This is a genomic window from Mycobacterium zoologicum, assembly GCF_020181635.2.
GTDB lineage: Bacteria > Actinomycetota > Actinomycetes > Mycobacteriales > Mycobacteriaceae > Mycobacterium > Mycobacterium zoologicum.
In genome coordinates this window covers 52,499-71,627 of record NZ_JAYJJS010000013.1, presented here as the reverse complement: position 1 = coordinate 71,627, position 19,129 = coordinate 52,499, and the positions used below count along the sequence as shown (strand labels likewise).

17 protein-coding genes are annotated in these 19,129 nt (G+C 69.4%); 7 read left to right on the top strand and 10 right to left on the bottom strand.

The annotated features are described in order from the left end of the window. The 4 genes from K6T84_RS12500 to ctaC all read right to left on the bottom strand — a co-directional run bounded on the left by K6T84_RS12500 (nt 1) and on the right by ctaC (nt 3,179). Nucleotides 1–633 (bottom strand): DUF2561 family protein, encoded by a 633-nt coding sequence (locus K6T84_RS12500; RefSeq protein WP_225399420.1) that lies wholly within the window; start codon nt 631–633, stop codon nt 1–3. Then, nucleotides 630–1,532: an MmpS family transport accessory protein gene (locus K6T84_RS12495; protein WP_225401831.1), complete on the bottom strand. Its 903-nt coding sequence runs from the start codon at nt 1,530–1,532 to the stop codon at nt 630–632. The genes K6T84_RS12500 and K6T84_RS12495 overlap by 4 nt, the downstream gene beginning before the upstream one ends. A gap of 141 nt (nt 1,533–1,673) precedes the next feature. Continuing rightward, nucleotides 1,674–2,093 carry a cytochrome c oxidase subunit 4 gene (gene ctaF / locus K6T84_RS12490; protein WP_225399418.1) on the bottom strand — a complete coding sequence of 140 codons (420 nt, stop codon included), beginning with the start codon at nt 2,091–2,093 and terminating at the stop codon, nt 1,674–1,676. Between the two features lie 12 nt (nt 2,094–2,105). Then, a complete protein-coding gene (ctaC, locus tag K6T84_RS12485) occupies nt 2,106–3,179 on the bottom strand; it encodes an aa3-type cytochrome oxidase subunit II (RefSeq protein ID WP_408065975.1) in 1,074 nt (357 codons plus the stop codon). 112 nt (nt 3,180–3,291) lie between these two features. Here ctaC and asnB point away from each other — a divergent pair, with 112 nt between their 5' ends. Then, a complete protein-coding gene (gene asnB / locus K6T84_RS12480; protein WP_225401830.1) occupies nt 3,292–5,241 on the top strand; it encodes an asparagine synthase (glutamine-hydrolyzing) in 1,950 nt (649 codons plus the stop codon). Between the two features lie 91 nt (nt 5,242–5,332). Here the strand turns inward: asnB and K6T84_RS12475 are convergent, their stop codons facing one another. The 3 genes from K6T84_RS12475 to K6T84_RS12465 all read right to left on the bottom strand — a co-directional run bounded on the left by K6T84_RS12475 (nt 5,333) and on the right by K6T84_RS12465 (nt 7,975). After that, the gene (locus K6T84_RS12475) at nt 5,333–6,307 is read right to left on the bottom strand and encodes a carbohydrate kinase family protein (protein WP_225401829.1); all 975 of its coding nucleotides are present in this window, start codon (nt 6,305–6,307) and stop codon (nt 5,333–5,335) included. Nucleotides 6,308–6,416: 109 nt separating this feature from the next. Beyond that, a complete protein-coding gene (locus K6T84_RS12470) occupies nt 6,417–6,776 on the bottom strand; it encodes a HesB/IscA family protein (RefSeq protein ID WP_225399414.1) in 360 nt (119 codons plus the stop codon). A gap of 122 nt (nt 6,777–6,898) precedes the next feature. Continuing rightward, nucleotides 6,899–7,975, bottom strand: a complete 1,077-nt coding sequence (locus tag K6T84_RS12465) for a glycerate kinase family protein (protein ID WP_408066102.1) — start codon at nt 7,973–7,975, stop codon at nt 6,899–6,901. 109 nt (nt 7,976–8,084) lie between these two features. Between K6T84_RS12465 and K6T84_RS12460 the strand changes: the two genes are divergently transcribed. The 4 genes from K6T84_RS12460 (at nt 8,085) to K6T84_RS12445 (ending at nt 12,915) form a co-directional block, all read left to right on the top strand. Further along, nucleotides 8,085–8,762, top strand: coding sequence for a DUF3043 domain-containing protein (locus K6T84_RS12460; RefSeq protein WP_408065976.1), 678 nt, complete (start codon nt 8,085–8,087; stop codon nt 8,760–8,762). 7 nt (nt 8,763–8,769) lie between these two features. Continuing rightward, nucleotides 8,770–9,822: a nicotinate-nucleotide--dimethylbenzimidazole phosphoribosyltransferase gene (gene cobT / locus K6T84_RS12455; RefSeq protein ID WP_225401995.1), complete on the top strand. Its 1,053-nt coding sequence runs from the start codon at nt 8,770–8,772 to the stop codon at nt 9,820–9,822. After that, the gene (locus K6T84_RS12450; RefSeq protein ID WP_225399412.1) at nt 9,819–10,547 is read left to right on the top strand and encodes an adenosylcobinamide-GDP ribazoletransferase; all 729 of its coding nucleotides are present in this window, start codon (nt 9,819–9,821) and stop codon (nt 10,545–10,547) included. Before cobT ends, K6T84_RS12450 begins: the two co-directional genes overlap by 4 nt. 100 nt (nt 10,548–10,647) lie before the next feature. Further along, nucleotides 10,648–12,915: a PE family protein gene (locus K6T84_RS12445; protein WP_329786685.1), complete on the top strand. Its 2,268-nt coding sequence runs from the start codon at nt 10,648–10,650 to the stop codon at nt 12,913–12,915. Between the two features lie 358 nt (nt 12,916–13,273). Here K6T84_RS12445 and K6T84_RS12440 read toward each other — a convergent pair whose 3' ends face one another. Then, entirely contained in the window at nt 13,274–14,380 is a 1,107-nt protein-coding gene (locus K6T84_RS12440) for a branched-chain amino acid aminotransferase (RefSeq protein WP_225399411.1), read from the bottom strand. A 23-nt stretch (nt 14,381–14,403) separates the two neighbouring features. After that, a complete protein-coding gene (gene gcvT, locus K6T84_RS12435; RefSeq protein ID WP_225399410.1) occupies nt 14,404–15,498 on the bottom strand; it encodes a glycine cleavage system aminomethyltransferase GcvT in 1,095 nt (364 codons plus the stop codon). Nucleotides 15,499–15,530: 32 nt separating this feature from the next. Between gcvT and K6T84_RS12430 the strand changes: the two genes are divergently transcribed. Together K6T84_RS12430 and K6T84_RS12425 are read left to right on the top strand one after the other, a co-directional pair. Beyond that, nucleotides 15,531–16,619 carry an adenylate/guanylate cyclase domain-containing protein gene (locus K6T84_RS12430; RefSeq protein WP_225399409.1) on the top strand — a complete coding sequence of 363 codons (1,089 nt, stop codon included), beginning with the start codon at nt 15,531–15,533 and terminating at the stop codon, nt 16,617–16,619. 11 nt (nt 16,620–16,630) lie between these two features. After that, nucleotides 16,631–18,157, top strand: coding sequence for a leucyl aminopeptidase (locus K6T84_RS12425; protein ID WP_225399408.1), 1,527 nt, complete (start codon nt 16,631–16,633; stop codon nt 18,155–18,157). Here K6T84_RS12425 and K6T84_RS12420 read toward each other — a convergent pair. Next, a complete protein-coding gene (locus tag K6T84_RS12420; RefSeq protein ID WP_225401827.1) occupies nt 18,154–19,065 on the bottom strand; it encodes a hypothetical protein in 912 nt (303 codons plus the stop codon). The genes K6T84_RS12425 and K6T84_RS12420 overlap by 4 nt on opposite strands. Between the last annotated feature and the right edge of the window lie 64 nt (nt 19,066–19,129).

Below are 19,129 nucleotides of genomic sequence, written 5' to 3'. Positions count from 1 at the left end.
TCAGCCGAAACGGGACGGCAAGACCAACACCTCGCCGAGCCTGCGCAGGTACAGCCACGGGATCACGGGCATGGCCACGGTGATGGCCCCGGCTACCCCGTAGCTCACCCAGGACCCGGTGTCCTTGCCCATCGCCATCAGGTAGGTGGCCAGCGCAACCATGGTCAGCGCACTGCCGAGGGCCCCGGCCAGCACCGTGATGCCCCGCAGCAGCACCCGATCCACCTGGGCCTGATTGGGCAGCGCCGCACGCTCGGTGGCGGCCCTGCGGCCAGGAGCGTCGAACCCGCGCTGTGGCAGCGGTCCGCTCCGCCGCGCCGGCGGGGCGCCGTGCGCACCGAAGTCCGTCGCCGGTCGCGCCGCCTCGGCCGCTCGGGCGCGCAGCAGCACCGGGATGGCGGCCAGGATCACCAGCGCCGAGACGCCGATGACGACGTAGAGCAACCCGGTGTGTGACTTCTCGGCCGGTTCGTGAAAGCCGCGTCCCAGGTCCGCCAGCGCCACCGTCGCCGCCACGCCCATGCCCAGCAGTGCCAGCCAGATCGCGGCGCACACCCCGACCAGGATCCGGTCCACCAGCTCCGGGGTGTACCCGGGCCGGACGAAGCGGTCCGCCGTGCCTCGGGCCATCATCCGCAGCTCGCTGCTGGTGCGTCGTTGGTGTTCGATGAGAGCACCGTACCGTCGCTCCTTGTAATCGAACAGTTCAGCTTGCTCAGCCGCAACATGCTGGTCACTTCCACCGAGCCGACCTCCGACAGCGAGATCGGTGTCACCGTCACCGACCAGGGGATGTAGGCGTTACGCAGGGTCCGCCGCTGCCCGGAGGCGTCGACGTAGGTGATCGTGATCTGGTCGAACGGCGCCTTGGTTCCGGTCACCGAGTAGGTCACCTGCAAGGGCTTGGCCTGGGTGGTCGTTGGAGGCTCCGATGTCGTGTTGGATGGTTCTGGGGCCGGCGCCTCCACCGGTGGCGGCGGCTCCTCAGTGGTAGTCGAGGTCTCCACCGGCGGTGGTGGCTCCTCGGAGGTCGTCGACGACGGCGGGGGCGGCGGGCGGGTGGTCGTGCTGGTTCTGGTGATCTCGTCCTGGACCGGCGGCATCAGGTCCCTGGAACTCGTGGTGACGTCTGCGCTCTGGTCATGAAGGTCGGTAGTACGGCTGGCAACCAAATATCCCACAGTCGCCACCAGCGTGACCGCGGCGACGATCACCGCGACACCGACGACCCACGGCCAGCGCGGCGCCTGGGCGTGCAGATCGGAGTCGTCGTGCGCGTCGTAGCTGTCGTAGTCGTAGAGCCGGGGATCGACCGGCACGTAAGGACCGCTGAGGAACTGCTCCGACTCGGGCGCCGAATAGGCCTGCGAGTAGGCGGTGTTGTCGGGAGCCGGGCCGGGATCGGCGGCGATGGCCTCATCGATCCCTGCCACGCTGTCACCGGCCGGTTCCGAGGTGGGTTCCGGAGCCGACTGACCGACTCCGGGGTCCTCGTCTCCAGAGCCCGGTTCCGGGGGATTCGGCCCGCTCATTCCCGCCTATCCTCTTTCAACCGCGGCGCCCACACGCGCCACGATGTGACCTGGCACGGTCGGCGTCGCGACCGCTTCGGGTCATTGTGCACCGGCAACCCTACCCACTTCGGTTGACACGGCGGCGCATGCGGATCGGGGTCAGTGCTTTTCGGGTCCGATGTAGTACTCGAAGACCAGACCGGCCACGCTCGAAAGAATGAACACCACCCCGGCCCCGATCAGCCACGGCAGCCACAGCGCGATCCCGACGGCGGCCACCGAGCCCGAGAGTGCGATCAGGATCGGCCACCAGCTGTGCGGACTGAAGAAGCCGAGTTCCCCTGCGCCGTCACTGATCTCGGCCGCCTCGTAGTCTTCCGGGCGGGTGTCCAGCCGGCGTGCGACGAACCGGAAGAAGGTGGCCACGATCATGGCCATCAGCCCGGTCAGGAACAGTGCGGTGGTGCCGGCCCACTCGACGCCGCCGGTGGCGAACTTCGCGGTCAACGCCGCGTAGATGATTCCGACCACCACGAAGAAGGTGGCCACGAATTCGAACAGCCTGGATTCGATGCGCATGGAGGTGGGTCCCTACTTGTCGCTGACTTGGAGGCCGCGGCGGCTGTCGAACGGACGGGTCGTGGTGGCCAGCGGCGCCTGCCCGATAGCCTCCAACGCCTCAGCGTTGGTCTTGCCCGCCTTGCGCTCGTCGAGGTAGAGCTTGAACTCGGCAGGCGAGACCGCCCGGACCTCGAAGTTCATCATGGCGTGGTAGGTGCCGCACATCTCGGCGCAGTGACCGACGAACGCGCCTTCGGAGTTGATCTTCTCGACCTGGAAGGTGTTCACCTGGTTGTTGCGCTCGGGCCAGGCGATGACGTCACGCTTGAACAGGAAGTCCGGCACCCAGAACGCGTGGATGACGTCGGCGGAGTTCAACACGAACTCGATGCGCTTGCCGGTGGGCAGCACCAGAATCGGGACCTCGCTGGTGGTGCCCAGCGTCTCGATCTTGTCGAAGTTCAGGTAGGTCCGGTCGTCGGGGTTCAGGCCGCGGATCGCTCCGACCCGCTCGTTGCCGTGCTCGTCGACGCCCTCGGGCTTGGAGACCATGTCGGCCTTGCGGGCCGGGTCCGAGCCGTCGTAGCCGCGCAGTGTGCCGTCGTGGAAGTCGACCTTCTGGTAGCCGAACTTCCAGTTCCACTGGAACGCAGTGACGTCGACGACCACCTCGGGGTTGCTCTCCTGGTGCAGCATCTTCTCCTGGACCACCACGGTGAAGTAGAAGATGATCGCCACGGCCAGGAACGGGACGACAGTCAGCCCCAGTTCCAGCGGCATGTTGTAGCCGAACTGACGCGGCAGTTCGGTATCGGTGGCCTTCTTGCGGTGAAAGACCATCGACCAGAAGATCATTCCCCAGACCAGACCGCCGATGATCACCGACGCGATCACCATGCCGATCCACAGCTGGTAGTTGGCCTCGGCCTCCGGCGTGATGCCCTTGGGCCAGCCGAAACCGACCACGTCGGTCCAGTCGAAGCTGCAGCCGCTGAGCGTCACCGCCAGCAGCCCCAGCACGCCGGCTCCCGCCAGCGGTCGAAGCAGACGGCTGAGCGCAACGCCCTGCCCGCGACGTGTCACGTTGGTGCCTCCTCGAGTCACAGAACGGGCCGACTGACCCGGCGGAGCAGTCGAATACTACGCAGCGTAGACCACCCGGATCAGGTTGGTTCGATGTACCTGCCCGTTGGCCGGTGCGGCATACTGAGACCCGATGTGTGGACTGCTGGCCTACGTGCGTGCCCCGGCCGGCACCGCCAACCCGGACTCGAACCGTGCCGACGCGGCTGACGCGATTGCTCAGGCGACTCGCCTGATGCGGCACCGCGGCCCCGACGAACCCGGCGGGAGTTGGGCCGGCGAGCAGGTCGTGTTCGGCTTCAACCGGCTGTCGTTCATCGATATCGCCCACTCCCACCAGCCCATGCAGTGGGGGCCGCCGGATACGCCGGCCCGCTACGAGCTGGTATTCAACGGCGAGATCTACAACTACCTGGAGTTGCGCGAGGAGCTCGCCGCACAGCATGGCGCGGTGTTCGCCACCGACGGCGACGGTGAGGCGATCGTCGCCGGCTACCACTACTGGGGCACCGGGGTGCTGACCCGACTGCGGGGCATGTTCGCCTTCGCGATCTGGGACAACGTGGCCGGCGAGATGTTCTGCGCCCGGGATCCGTTCGGCATCAAGCCGCTGTTCATGGCGACCGGACCGGGCGGCACGGTGGTGGGCAGCGAGAAGAAGTGCCTGCTGGACCTGGCCGAGATGGTCGGCTTCGACACCGGGATCGACGAGCGTGCCGTCCAGCACTACACGGTGCTGCAGTACGTGCCGGAGCCCGAGACCCTGCACCGCGGCATCCGTCGGCTGGAATCGGGCTGCTACGCCCGGATCCGTCCCGGCGGCGCCCCGGCCGTCACCCGCTACTTCACCCCGCGATTCGACGCGGTCCCGATCACCCGCGACACCGAGCAGGCCCGCTACGACGAGATCACCGCGGTGCTGGAGGACTCGGTGGCCAAGCACATGCGGGCCGACGTCACCGTCGGCGCGTTTCTGTCCGGCGGGATCGACTCCACCGCTATCGCCGCGCTGGCGATGCGCCACAACCCGAAGCTGATCACCTTCACCACCGGGTTCGAGCGGGAGGGCTTCTCCGAGATCGACGTGGCGGCGGCGTCGGCCGAGGCGATCGGTGCCCGGCATGTGACCAAGGTGGTCTCCCCCGATGAATTCGTCGCCGCGCTGCCCGAGATCGTCTGGTACCTCGACGAGCCGGTCGCCGACCCGGCATTGGTCCCACTGTTCTTCATCGCCCGCGAAGCCCGCAAGCACGTCAAGGTGGTGTTGAGCGGCGAGGGCGCCGACGAGTTGTTCGGCGGCTACACCATCTACCGCGAGCCGCTGTCACTGCGGCCGTTCGACTACCTGCCCGGGCCGATCCGCCGGTCGGCGGGCAGGGTATCGCGGCTGCTGCCCGAGGGCATGCGCGGCAAGAGCCTGCTGCATCGCGGCTCGCTGACCCTGCAGGAGCGCTACTACGGCAACGCGCGCAGCTTCTCCGACGAGCAGTTGCGGGCCGTGCTGCCCGGCTTCTCGCCCCAGTGGACCCACACCGATGTCACCGCGCCGCTGTACGCCGAATCGGCGGGCTGGGATCCGGTGGCCCGGATGCAGCACATCGACCTGTTCACCTGGCTGCGCGGCGACATCCTGGTCAAGGCGGACAAGATGACGATGGCCAATTCGCTGGAGCTGCGGGTGCCGTTCCTGGACCCGGAGGTGTTCAAGGTGGCCTCGCGGCTGCCGGTGTCGGCCAAGATCACCCGCACCACCACCAAGTACGCGTTGCGGCGGGCGCTGGAGCCGATCATCCCCGCGCATGTGCTGCACCGGCCCAAGCTCGGGTTCCCGGTTCCGCTGCGGCACTGGCTGCGTGAGGGGCCGCTGCTGGAGTGGGCATACGCCACGGTGGACGCCACCGGCGCGGGTCACCTGGTCGATGTCGCCGCGGTGCGCTCGATGCTCGACGAGCACCGCACCGGCGTCGCCGACCACAGTCGTCGCCTGTGGACGGTGCTGATGCTCATGCTGTGGCACGCGATCTTCGTCGAGCACTCGGTGGTGCCGCTGATCAGCGAGCCGGTCTACCCGGTGGAGATTTAACCGCCCGTCCCCCTTCCGCCGAGCGTGCACTAACGTTCGCTCCCACCTGGGGAAATACCGGACGCTTGCGCGCGCTCGCGGGGAGTAAGTGCTACTTGAGGACGGCGCCGATCTCCGCGGCCACATCGTCGCCGTAGGCATCGGCCAACCGGGCCGCCGCGATATTGCGGTCCCACACCCATTCCTGGGTTCCGGTGGACTCCAGCACCAGCACCGCCACCAGCGAGCCAAGCTGCGCGGAGCGCTCCAGGGAAAGCCCGGCGCTGCGTCCGGTGAGGAAACCGGCGCGGAACGCGTCGCCCACCCCGGTCGGGTCGGTCTGAGCCTTCTCCGGGACAACGCCGACGTGGATGCGCGTGCCGTCCGGGTCGATGATGTCGACACCGTCGGCGCCCAGGGTGGTCACCCGAAGGCCGACCTGCTTCATCACGTCGGCCTCGGTCCAGCCGCTCTTGGACAGCAGCAGGTCCCACTCGTAGTCGTTGGTGAACAGGTACGCCGCGCCGTCGATGAGCCGGCGGATCTCCTCACCGGTGAGCCGGGCGAGCTGCTGGGACGGGTCGGCGGCGAACGCCAGGCCCAGCTTGCGGCACTCGTCGGTGTGGCTGAACATCGCCTCGGGGTCGTTGGCGCCGACGATCACCAGCTCCGGCTTGCCGGCGGCCTCGACCAGCTTGGCCAGCGAGATGTTGCGGGCCTCCGACATGGCACCCGGGTAGAAGGACGCGATCTGCGCCATGTCCAGGTCGGTGGTGCACACGAACCGGGCGGTGTGCGCGGTCGTGGAGGTCAGCACGTGGTCACAGTTGACCCGGTGCGAGACCAGCCACTGCCGGTAGTCGGCGAAGTCGGCGCCGGCCGCACCCACCAGGGCGGCATCACCGCCGAGCACCCCGATGGCGTAGGCGATGTTGCCGGCCACCCCACCGCGGTGCACCACCAGGTCGTCGACCAGGAAGCTCAGCGAGACCTTCTGCAGGTGATCGGCGAGCAGTTGCTCGGAGAACCGACCCGGAAAGCGCATCAGATGGTCGGTTGCGATCGAACCCGTCACCGCAATGGTCACCGAAAATTCCCCTTTGTGTCGTCAACGCGGACCTGAATGTGGGTACCCACGGTAGCGGCCCGGTGACCGCCGCCTGCCGTCGGGGACGGCGGCAGGCGGTGTCAGTCGCTCAGTTGAACGAGTCGCCGCACGAGCAGGAGCCGCCTGCGTTGGGGTTCTCGATGGTGAAGCCCTGCTTGTCGATCTGGTCGGCGTAGCCGATCTCGGCACCCTGCAGATACGGCGCGCTCATCCGGTCGACGGCCAGCTTCACACCGTTGAACTCGGTGATCACGTCCCCGTCAAGGGAGCGGTCGTCGAAGAACAGGTTGTAGCGCAGGCCGGCGCAGCCCCCGGGTTGAACCGAGATGCGCAGGGTCAGGTCGTCACGGCCTTCTTGTTGCAGCAGCGACTTCACTTTGGCTGCGGCTTCGTCGGTCAAGATAACGCCACTGTCGGCCTCGGTGGTCGACTGATCCTGAACAGTCATTGCGTCTCCCTATTGCGGTTGATCACGGGGTGGGCATTCCGCGACACAGACGGCCCTCGGACGTTGGGCCCACCGCAACAACGATACCCTGCGCCGACGATTGCCCACCGATCCGCGCGACGTTACGGATCGGCCGGCCGGGTGCCGATCTGCGCCGAGGTCACAGTGGCCAAGCCGATGAGTTGGTTGGCCGCGTCGACCAGGGCCAATCGCACCGAGCCGGCGTAGTCGGCCATGGCACGGGCGACCGCGATCCCGGCCGACAGCAGTGCGGGTTCGTCCAGGCCGATCTGGCCGGCTAGCACCAGTACCGGCAGCTCCCGCTCGCGTCGCCGTGCCGCCTCGGCCAGCGAACCGATGACCTTGCCGTGCAGCGATTGTTCGTCGATACGGCCTTCCCCCGTGACCAGCAGGTCCGCTTCGGCCAGGGCGTCGGCGAGCCCGGTGTGAGCGGCCACGATCTGCGCCCCTGATTCGATCGTGCCGCCCAGCGCCAGCAGGGCCGCCCCGATGCCACCGGCCGCGCCCGCCCCCGATGCGGAACTGACCGGCCAGCCGGCGGTGGCGTCCAGGTCGGTGGCCCACGCCGTCAGCCGGCTTTCCAGTACCGCGACGGTGGCCTCGTCGGCGCCCTTCTGCGGCCCGAACACGCGTGCCGCGCCCCATGGACCCAGCAGCGGGTGTTCTACGTCGCAGGCGGCGATCAGTTCGACGACGGCCAACCGGGACCGCCCGGCTGCCAGGCCGCCCAAGGCCTCGACCATGCCCCTGCCGCCGTCGGTACAGGCGCTGCCGCCCAGTCCCACCACGACCCGCTGCGCCCCGGTCGCCAGCGCGGTGTCGATCAGCTGCCCGACACCGGTGCTGTGCGCCGCGAGCGCGGTCTGCGGCGAGGGCGGCCCGCCGAGCAGCGCCACCCCGCAGGCCTGGGCGCATTCCAGGTAGGCAGTGTGCGATGCGGCGTCCCACACCCACTCGGCGTCGACATACCCCTCCAACGGTCCGCTGACCCGCGCATGCCGCACCTCGCCCAGTTGTTCGGCCAGCACCGAGACGAAACCCGGACCGCCGTCGGACTGCGGCGCGATCATCAACCGGTCGTGTGGCCGACTGCGATGCCAGCCGGTCGAGATGGCGGCGGCGGCCTGCACCGCAGTCAGGGTCTCGCCGAAGCAGTCCGGGGCGATCAGCACCCTCAAGGAGCTCGCAGCAGCTTTGGCGCGAGCACCGACACTGGACCCGTCAGCCATACCGGCAGGGTATAGCCACAGGATCGGCGACGCGGGCAGGGCAAGTAATCTGGCGGGCGTGAAACTGCCGGGCCGTAAAAGAGATGAGGCGGCGTACACCGACTCGCTGGTCGGCGCCGCGCCCTCCGACGGCACCGACACCGACGAAACCGCACCTTCCGGGGTCACCGCGCCCAAGGGACGGCCCACCCCCAAACGCAACGCGGCCGCCAAGCGTCGCGGCCCGGTGGCGCCTGCCCCGATGACGTCCTCGGAGGCCCGGGCCCGCCGCAAGACCCTGGCTGGACCGAAGCTCAGCAAGGAGGAGCGCCGCGCCGCGAGTGCGCTGCGCCGGGAGCGCCAGGCCACCCACCGGGACCGGGTGCTGGCCGGCGAAGAGGCCGCGCTGCAGCCCCGTGACCGGGGTCCGGAGCGCCGGTATGCCCGCAACATCGTCGATGCCCGCTACAACCTGCTGGGCCTGTTCATGCCGGTGATGCTGGGGCTGATGTTCATCATGATCGCCGTCCCGCAGATCCAGTTCTACATCTCCCCGGCGATCATGTTGCTGATGATCCTGATGGCTCTCGACGGAGTGCTGGTGGCCCGCAAAGTCATCAAGCTGATCGACACGAAGTACCCGGAGAACACCGAATCCCGTTGGAAATTCGGGCTTTACGCTGCCGGCCGGGCATCCACGCTGCGCCGGATGCGGGTGCCGCGCCCGCAGGTACGGCGCGGTGAGCGCCTCGACTGAGGGCACCGTGCGTTTCCCGACGGTCACGGCGCCCGATGCGCAGGCGGCCGCCGCCGCGCGGGCCCGTCAGAATCTGCTCACCAAGCCCGCCGGCGCACTGGGACGCCTGGAGGACCTCTCGGTCTGGGTGGCGTCGTGTCAGGGCCAGTGCCCGCCCCAGCAGTTCGAGCGGGTCCGGATCGTGGTGTTCGCCGGCGATCACGGCGTCACCCGGGCACGGGTGTCGGCTTATCCGCCGGAGGTGACCGCGCAGATGGTCGCCAACATCGAGAGTGGCGGAGCGGCCATCAACGCCCTGGCTGCGGTCGGCGATGCGGGCGTCCGGGTGGTCGACATGGCGGTAGACAACGAAACCAACGCTGTCTCCGCTGTCTATAAGGTGCGCCGCGGCAGCGGCGACATCGCACTCGAGGACGCCCTGAGCACCGAGCAGACGCTGGCCGCGGTCGAAGCCGGGCGGCGCATCGCCGACGAGGAGGTCGACGGCGGAGCGGACCTACTCATTCCCGGCGACATGGGAATCGGAAATACCACTGTCGCAACGACGTTGGTCGCCTCCCTGACCGGTGCCGAGCCGGTGGCGGCCGTCGGCCACGGCACCGGGATCGACGACGCCGGCTGGGCGCGAAAGACCGCGGCGGTACGCGATGCGCTGTTCCGGTCCCGATCGCAGCGCTCCGACCCGTTGGGTCTGCTGCGCTGCTGCGGCGGCGCCGACCTGGCCGCGCTGGCCGGCTTCTGCGCCCAGGCCGCCGTCCGGCGCACCCCGGTACTGCTGGACGGCCTGGCGTCGACGGCCGCCGCCCTGGTCGCCGACCAGCTGGCCCCAGGTGCGCGGGCGTGGTGGCAGGCCGGCCACCGCTCCCCCGAGCCGGCGCACGCGCTGGCCTGCACCGCACTGGGACTCGAGCCCATCCTGGACCTGCGGATGCGCCTGGGTGAGGGCTCCGGTGCCGCGGTGGCGCTGCCGGTGCTGCGCGCCGCGGTGGCGACATTGGCTTCTATGGCGACGTTCTCCGAAGCCGGCATATCAGGGCCCGCCGATCGGGCCGGCCAGTGATCGCTTCCCTGGCAGCGTCTTTCGGGTTCGGAACGATTCTGCCCGTATCAGCTGACCGACCCCTGGGGCGCGGAGCGATGACCGCGTTTCCGGTGGTCGGTGCGGCGCTGGGCGCGCTGGCGGCAGCGGTGGCCTGGGCCGGCGAGCAGGCGTTCGGCCCGGGCAGCCCCCTGGCGGGCCTGCTGGCGGTGGCCGCACTGCTGGCCGCCACCCGAGGCCTGCACATCGACGGGGTGGCCGACACCGCCGACGGACTCGGGTCATATCGTCCCGCGCTCCAGGCCCTGCAGGTGATGCGTGACGGTTCAACCGGACCGTTCGGGGTCGTTGCGGTGGTGCTGGTGATCGGCCTGCAGGCGCTGACGTTCTCGATGCTGAATCCGGCGGGGATCGTGGTCGCGGTCGCCGCGGGCCGGGTGGCGGCGGTGCTGGCCTGTCTGCGTCGGGTTCCCGTGGCTGCGGGCAGCACCCTGGGCGCAGGGGTGGCCGGCAGCCAGCCGGTTGCGGTGGCGGTTGCCTGGGTGCTGGCACTGGCAGTCGCATCGCTGACGGCCGGTCCGGTGCCGTGGCAGGGACCGCTCGCCGTGGTGCTGGCGCTCGGCTGCACCGGGCTGTTCATCGCGCACTGTGTGCGCCGACTGGGCGGCATCACCGGAGACGTGCTGGGCGCCGCCGTCGAGGCGGCGACGACGGTGACGGCCGTCGTACTGGCCGCCGCGCACTGACGAATCCAAAGTGCAGTAGTCGACTACTGCATGCCGTTCTTCTCAGCGGCCTTAGCGTCTGTGCTTATCGGATCGTCAGGCCATGGGAGAGGAGCACTTCATGTCCGGTCTGCGCAGCAGCACGAGTGCCCGCAGCCGCTCCCGGCTGATCGGGCTGGGCAGCACGGTTGGAACGTTCCTTGCGGTCGGGATAAGCCCGCTGCTCAGCGTCTCGACCGCCCACGCCGACCCGCTCATCGACTGGATCGATGAACTGTTCGAAGCTGCCAGTTGGTCACCGGTCGCCGCTGCCGCCGACCCCACGATGGCCCAGTTGTTCGACACCTGGATCTACACCCCGATACACGACGCCGGCCAGGCCTGGCTGGCCACCCAGTCCGGCATGGAGATCAGCACCTGGATCAACAACACCTTCGGCAACGGCCAGATGCTGATCGGCAACGGCGCCGACGGCATCGACGGCAGCACCAACGAAGCAGCCTTAGGTGGCGACGGCGGGCTGTGGTTCGGCGACGGTGGCGACGGCGGTACGACCGCAGCCGGCTGGGGCGGAAACGGCGGCAACGCCGGATTCTTCGGCAACGGTGGCGCCGGCGGCGACGCCGACGGCGAGCGTCAGACTTACACCGCCTACTACGCGGTCGGCGGTAATGGCGGCAACGGCGGCACCTACATGGGTAATGGCGGCGACGGCGGGACCGGCGGAAACGGTATCCACGGCAGCATCGAAGTAGAGGGCAACGGCAACGGTAACGGCGGGCAGGGCGGCAGCGGCGGCTACGCGGTGGGTTGGCTTTTCGGCAACGGTGGCGCCGGCGGCGCCGGTGGGAACGGCTTCGACGAAACGGCGGGCGTCGTCGGCGGCGACGCTGCCAGCGGCGGGCAAGGCGGTTCCACGGCGGCGCTGTTCGGTGACGGCGGCAACGGCGGTGGCGGCGGAAACGGCGGCAACGGTGGCGACGGCGGCAACATCGGCTACGGCGGCGACGCCGGATACAGCGGCAGCGGTGGCAACGGCGGCAGCTCCGCGAATGGTGTCTACGGAAACGGCGGAGCCGGCGGAAACGGCGGCAACGGCGGCAACGGGCTCGGCGGAGGGCACGGCAGCGGTGGCGGCATGGGCGGCAACGGCCATCTCGGCGGAACCGGCGGACGCGGCGGCAACGGCGGCGCCGCCACGGCCGACGGCTACCTCGCCGGCTGGGCCGGCGGGGGCGGTAGCGGCGGTAACGGCGACATCGGCGGGACGGGTGGTGACGGCGGCACCGGTGGAAGCGGGTCCGGAGGCGCACTCGGCAATGTCGGCGGCCCCGGTGGAGGAGGCGGGTACGGCGTCATCGCCGCCGGTGACGGCGGTCGCGGCGGCAACGGCGGCAGCGACGGCAACGGCGTCGCAGGGACCGGCGGCACCGGCGGCACCGGCTCCAGTACCGGCGGAGGCGGCGGTGGCGGCGGAGGTGGCGGCGCCGGCCATGCCGGCGGCAAGGGCGGCGCCGGAGGCACCGGAGGTGACGGTGGCGCCAGCAGTGGACGCGCCTACGACGGAGACCTTGCGGGCATCGGTGGTACAGGCGGACGCGGCGGAACCGGTGGCAGCGCCAGCGGTCTCGGCAGCACCGGCGGCACCGGCGGCGACGGCGGCGACGGCGGCCAGGGCCACATCAGCACCGCAACCGGTACTGCAGGCGGCTACGCCTATGGGGGGACTGGTGGTGGAGGCGGCACCGGTGGCGCTGCGGTCAACGGCGCCACCGGCGGCACCGGCGGTCATGGTGGGCACGGCGGCGATAGCGCCAACGGCAGCACCGGCCTCGTCAGCTCGGACGTCCGCGGTGGCACCGGCGGCACCGGCGGCACCGGCGGCGATGCCGACGGCGCGACGGCTTTCGGCGGCGACGGCGGCGCGGGCGGCACCGGCGGAAATGCGACCACCAGTGCAACCGGCGGCTTCTGGGGCGCCCAGGCCGGCGGTGGCGGCACCGGTGGTGCCGGCGGCGATGCGACCAGCAATGCGGCCGGCGGCGCCAGCGCCATCGGCGGCACCGGCGGCACCGGTGGAACCGGCGGCGATGCAGCCACCAATCCGACCGGCGGCCCGTTGGGCACCGTGGGTGGGTACGGCGGCGACGGCGGCGCGGGTGGCGCTGCGTCAACCACTGCGAGCAGCGGCGATGGCGCCCGAGGTGGCACCGGCGGTGACGGCGGCACCGGCGGGTTCAACGTCTCCCCCTACGGCATCGATGGCCACGGTGAAGGCGGAGTCGGCGGCAATGGCGGCGACGGCATCGGCGGCTTCGGTGCGAACGGCGGCTCAGGTGGACCCGGCGGCGCCGACGGTACAGCCGGTAGCCCCGGGGCGCCCGGCTGACGCCCGCGCACGCGTTGCGATCGGCCGCGCAACATCATCTGAAAAGTTGCATTTCTGTGAATTGTTTTGCTTCTCTCCCACCCGGCGCCTTACCAACAGAGTAGGTTTGTAAAAATGGAACCGGCATTAACAACCGGTAGTCACAGGCGTCGCACGGGAGGGCAGCACCGATGGCTCGGCACCACCGATACAGCAAGCGGAGTCGCGAATCGCGAAAGGCGATGGGCGACGGCTGCGATGACGAACCTGACGTCGAAGCCAAGGACTGGCCTGCCTGGGCAAACGAAGCGAACGAGGCGATGGCCACCGAGGACGGCCCGAGCCCTTCGCCCTGTCACCAAAACTGAGCGGCGCCCGCTCAGTCCAGTCGGGCCATCCAGCCGTGAGTGTCGGCGAAAGTGCCGCGTTGGATTCCGGTCAGAGTGTCCCGCAACGCCATGGTCACCTCACCGGGCCGGCCGTCGGCGACGGTGAAGTCCCCTTCCGCAGACTTGACCTGTGACACCGGCGTGATGACTGCCGCGGTGCCGCACGCAAAAACCTCGGTGATCTCGCCGGTGGCGGCCTTGTCCCGCCACTCGTCGACGTCGATCTTGCGCTCCTCGACGGCGAAACCCGCATCGGTTGCCAACTGCAGCAAAGAATCCCGGGTGATACCGGGCAGCAGCGAGCCGGACAGCTCGGGCGTCACCAGCCGCGCCGACCCGCCGGTGCCGAAGACGAAGAACAGGTTCATCCCGCCCATCTCCTCGACGTAGCGCCGCTCGGCGGCATCCAGCCACACCACCTGGTCGCAACCGTTGTCGGCGGCCTGGGCCTGGGCCACCAGCGACGCGGCGTAGTTGCCACCGAACTTGGCGGCGCCGGTACCGCCCGGGCAGGCCCGCACGTACTCCGTCGACAACCACACGCTCACCGGCTTGATGCCGCCCTTGAAGTACGCGCCGGCCGGTGAGGCCATCACCAGGCAGCGGTACTCGTTGGCGGGGCGCACGCCCAGTCCCGGCTCGGTGGCGAAGATGAACGGCCGCAGGTACAGCGATTCCTCACCCCCGGCGGCCGGCACCCAGGCGGAGTCGACGGCGATGAGCTGCCGCAGCGACGCGATGAACAACTCGTCGGGCAGTTCCGGGATCGCCAGCCGCCGAGCCGACGCCCGCATGCGCGCCGCGTTGGCCTCCGGCCGGAACGACACGATCGAGCCGTCGGTCCAGCGGTAGGCCTTGAGGCCCTCGAACACCTCCTGCGCGTAGTGCAGGACGACCGCTGAGGGGTCCAACTCGATCGGCCCGTAGGGCATCACCCGCGCGTTGTGCCACCCGGCGTCTGCGGTGTAGTCGATGGACACCATGTGGTCGGTGTGGAACTTGCCGAAACCCGGCTCGGCCAAGATGGTTTCGCGTACCTCGTCGGGCGTCGGATTCGCTGTGACCGACACGTGGAAATCGAGGAGGCCGCTTTTCATGCAGCGATTGTATAACCGGTGCGCTAGCGGGTTTTTGCCGTCACGAACGGTGGAGCCACAACCTCGCACTCCACGGCGCGGCCGCGTACGTCGACGGTGACCTGCGCGCCGTCGGAGATACCGGCGTCGGCGTCGATCAGCGCCAGGGCGATCCCGGCCTTGAGCGTCGGCGAGAACGTGCCCGAGGTGGTGATCCCGACCCCGCGGTCACCGCTGAGCACCGCCAGATCGGCCCGCAGCACTCCCCGGCCGGTGACTTGCAGTCCGCGCAGCAATCGTGCCGGGCCGGACGCCTTCTCGGCCAGCAGCGCGTCGCGGCCGAAGAACGCGTCCTTCTTCCAGCCGATCGCCCAGCCGCAGCGGGCCTGCAGCGGCGAGATGTCGAGCGACAGCTCGTGGCCGTGCAGCGGATAGCCCATCTCGGTGCGCAGCGTGTCGCGCGCCCCCAGGCCCGCCAGCTCTCCCCCGAGCCCGGTCACCGCCGCCACCAGCGCGTCGAACACCACACCGGCGGAGTCCCAGGCCGGCAGCAGTTCGTAGCCGTGTTCACCGGTGTAGCCGCTGCGGCACACCCGCACCGGTACGCCCGAATAGGTGGCGTCGGCGAAGCCCATGTAGTCCATCTCGGTCGGCAGGCCCAGACCGGCCAGCACCTCGGTCGATTTCGGGCCCTGCACCGCCAGCACCGCCCGTGAGCGGTGCTCGTCGGTGATGCTCACCCCGGCCGGGGCCGCCGCCTGCAGGGCGGCCACCACCGCGGCGGTGTTGGCGGCGTTGGGCACCAGGAAGATCTCGTCGTCGGAGACGTAGTAGGCGATCAGGTCGTCGATCACGCCACCGGATTCGTTGCAGCACAAGGTGTATTGCGCCTTGCCGGGCCCGATTCGGTTCAGGTCGTTGGTGAGCGTGGCGTTGACGAACTCTGCTGCGCCCGGCCCGGCGACGGTGGCCTTGCCCAGGTGGCTGACGTCGAACAGGCCGACGGTGTCGCGGGTGGCGTTGTGCTCGGCGACCGTGCCGGCATAGGACACCGGCATCAGCCAACCGCCGAACTCGGCGAAGCTGGCGCCCAGCTCGCGGTGACGGTCTTCCAGGGGTCCGTGTTGCAGTTCGCTCACGTGGAGCCACCCTAATCGGCACACTTGTAGGGATGGTTGATTGGGAGGCGCTCGAAGCAGCGGGAATCGCCGACGCGCGCGACCGCGCCGGTCTGGTCGAATACCTGGACGGTCTGGGCTTCACCGCGGAGGACATGGCCGATGCCGAGCGGCAGGGCAGGCTGTTCGGGCTGGCCGGCGACGCGGTGGGGCGCTCGGGTCCGCCGATCCACACGTTGCGGACCGCCGCCGAGGCTCTGGGCATTCCCCTCGTAGAGGTCGAGCGCGCCTGGACGATGCTCGGTCTGAGCGTCGCCGACCCGGACACCGCGGTCCTGAGCCAGGCCGACGTCGACGGGCTCGCGACCTGGGCCGAGATGCGCTCGTTTCTCGGGGAGCCCGTCGACGGCTTCCTGCGGGTATTGGGGGCCACCATGGCCCGGCTGGCCGAGGCCGAGTCGAGCATGATCCGGCTCACCGAGCCCAACGTCTGGCTGGGCCACACCCAAAGCGAGCTCCGCACCGCACGGGCATGGCGGTCGGTCGCGGCGTACATCCCCCGCATCGGCGCGATGATCGACGCCGTCCACCGCCAGCACCAGGTCAGCCACCGGACATTTCTCGAAGGGCTGGCAGGTGGAGCGTCGGCGAGCATCGTGTGCGGCGTGGGGTTCGCCGACCTGACCGGGTTCACCGCACTGACCCAGGTTCTGACCGCCGCGGAGCTGGCGAACCTGCTCACCGAATTCGGCGGCAGCGTCGCCGACGTGGTGCACGCCGATGGCGGACGGGTGGTCAAGTTCATCGGCGACGCGGTGATGTGGGTGAGCTCGACACCGCAGCTGCTGGCCAAGGCCGCCGCCGATCTGGTCGACCATCCGAAGGCGCAGGCGGCCGGGCTTCAGGTGCGGGCCGGCCTGGCCTACGGGGAGGTGCTGGCGATCAACGGCGACTACTTCGGCACGCCGGTCAACCTGGCCGCCCGCCTGGTGGACGCCGCAGCGCCCAATCAGATCCTCGCCTCGACCGGGCTCTGCGGTGGCTTGTCGGAGTGGCAGACGATCGTGCAGGAACCGTTGACACTCAAGGGCTTCGACGAACCCGTTGCGGCGTACGAGCTACGGCGATCGGCGCATCGCTAGGGTAGGTGCCTGTGAGCACCGAACTCGGCTACCAGTCCCCCACCGTCACCGTCACCGCAGCGCTGCCTTCCGGCACGGACCAGGCCGTGCTGATCGTCCCGGTCGTGTCGACCGGCGATGACACCGAGGCCGGCGCCACCATTGCCACGACCGAACCCGCGCTGCCGGCTGAGGCGATCGCCGAGATCGAGTCCGGTCTGCGCGCACTGGGCGCCAAGGGTGGCAGCGAGCAGGTACACCGGCTGGTGGTGGCGTCGCTGCCGGTGGCCAGCGTGCTGACCATCGGGCTAGGCAGGGTCCAAGACTCCTGGCCCGCGGATCTGATCCGGCGCGCCGCGGGTACCGCGGCCCGCTCGCTGAACGGCACCGCGACGGTGATCAGTGCGCTGGGCGGGCTGACCGGCGAGGGCACACTGGCCGCCGGTGTCGAGGGACTGCTGCTGGGCGCCTACCGCTTCACCGCGTTCCGCAGCGACAAGACCGCCCCGCCGGACGAGGGCCTGCGTTCGGTGACCGTGCTGTCCACCGCGGCCGACGCCGACGAGCAGGTGGTCCGTGGCGCCGAGGTCGCCGCCGCGGTGGCCACCGCGCGGGACTTCGTCAACACGCCGCCGAGCCACCTGTTCCCCGCCGAATTTGCCGCGCGCGCAAAGGCACTGGGCGAAGCCGCCGGCCTGGACGTCGAGGTGCTCAACGAGGCTGCACTGGCAAAGGCCGGTTACGGCGGGGTGATCGGTGTGGGCAAAGGCTCATCGCGCCCGCCGCGACTGGTGCGGTTGACCCACCGCCCCAGCGGCGCCACGAAGAAGGTGGCCCTGGTCGGCAAAGGCATCACCTTCGACACCGGCGGCATCTCGATCAAACCGGCCGCGTCCATGCACCACATGACCTCCGACATGGGTGGGGCGGCCGCGGTGATCGCGACCGTCGTGCTGGCCGCCCGGCGGGGCCTGCCGGTCGAGGTGACCGCGACCGTGCCGATGGCCGAGAACATGCCGTCGTCCACCGCGCAGCGCCCCGGTGACGTGCTCACCCAGTACGGCGGCACCACCGTCGAAGTGCTCAACACCGACGCCGAGGGCCGGCTGATCCTGGCCGACGCGATCGTGCGGGCCTGCGAGGACAACCCCGACTATCTGATCGAGACCTCGACCCTGACCGGCGCGCAGACCGTGGCGCTCGGCGCGCGCATCCCCGGTGTGATGGGTTCCGACGAGTTCCGCGACCGAGTGGCGGCGATCTCGCAGGCCGTCGGCGAGAACGGTTGGGCGATGCCGCTGCCCGACGAGCTCAAAGAGGACCTGAAGTCCACGGTGGCCGACCTGGCCAACGTCAGCGGGCAACGGTTCGCCGGCATGCTGGTCGCCGGGGTGTTCCTGCGTGAGTTCGTGGCCGACGGGGTGGACTGGGTGCACATCGACGTCGCCGGGCCGGCCTACAACTCCGGCGGCGCTTGGGGCTACACGCCCAAGGGTGGGACCGGTGTGCCGACCCGCACGATGTTCGCGGTCTTGGAAGACATCTGCGAGCGGGGCTAGCTCTGGTCGACCCGGTGACGGTCGGGTGACTGCGTTTCCTCGGCATCGAGACCGGGACCCTCGACGCCTTTTTGGAATGCCAGGGCGACGCTTTGAAACAGCACCATGCCGGTGAGCAGAAGCACCCATGTCCAGCCCTGGCAGGCCGTAATCCTCGACGTCGGATCTGCGGTCGGTAGCCCCACAACCGAATGAATCCTCGCGCCCATGACGAATCCGATCGTGATGTAGGGCAGCGCTGTTTGAGTGCCACGCGCGATCCGCCCCGATGCCGCCGCCGAATGCCGTCTTTTGCTTCCGAGAAGCCAGCACACACCGCACAGGGCCATGACCGACAGTCCGATCGGAACCGCCAGTCCGTGCGCCTGGTCCCACAGCGGTTGGAGTGGCTGCTGCGTTTCCGGGGAACCGAGAGAGACAGCGAGGTCCATGAGCTTGATTTCGGCGAAACTAACCACAACAGGGGGAACGAGAACCGCCACAATGAACCGCGCGTGTTTGGCAAGTGCGGGAGCCGATGTCGCGGCGAACTGCACCAGGCCGTAAACCAGGATGTAAATGGCGGCGCCGAACATCACGTCACCCAGTAGTTCTTCGGACGCGGCCCGTCCACCGGTGAGCGCACAGCCACGCTCACCGGACAAGATGCCGTATTGAAAGCTTGCAAAAAGCAGACCGAGAAATGCGCTCACCAGCGCGAGTCCGGTCAGTTTCTCGTATTCGATCGCACGTGCGCCGCGCTCATCGGCGGCGATGCGATGTCTATGTGAGCGGTCAAGCACAACGGTGATGGCGGCAAAGGTGAATCCGGCGAGGATGCCGGCGATTGCCTGGTAGTTGCTGGCCACTCCCGAGATGTCGTAGCCGGACCAGAGTTCGCAGCGGTCGACGACTTCTCTCGGTCCCATTGCCGGGATTTTAGTGGCGGCGGAACCCAACTGGCGGGGAATCGAGCCGGCCAAGCAGTCGACC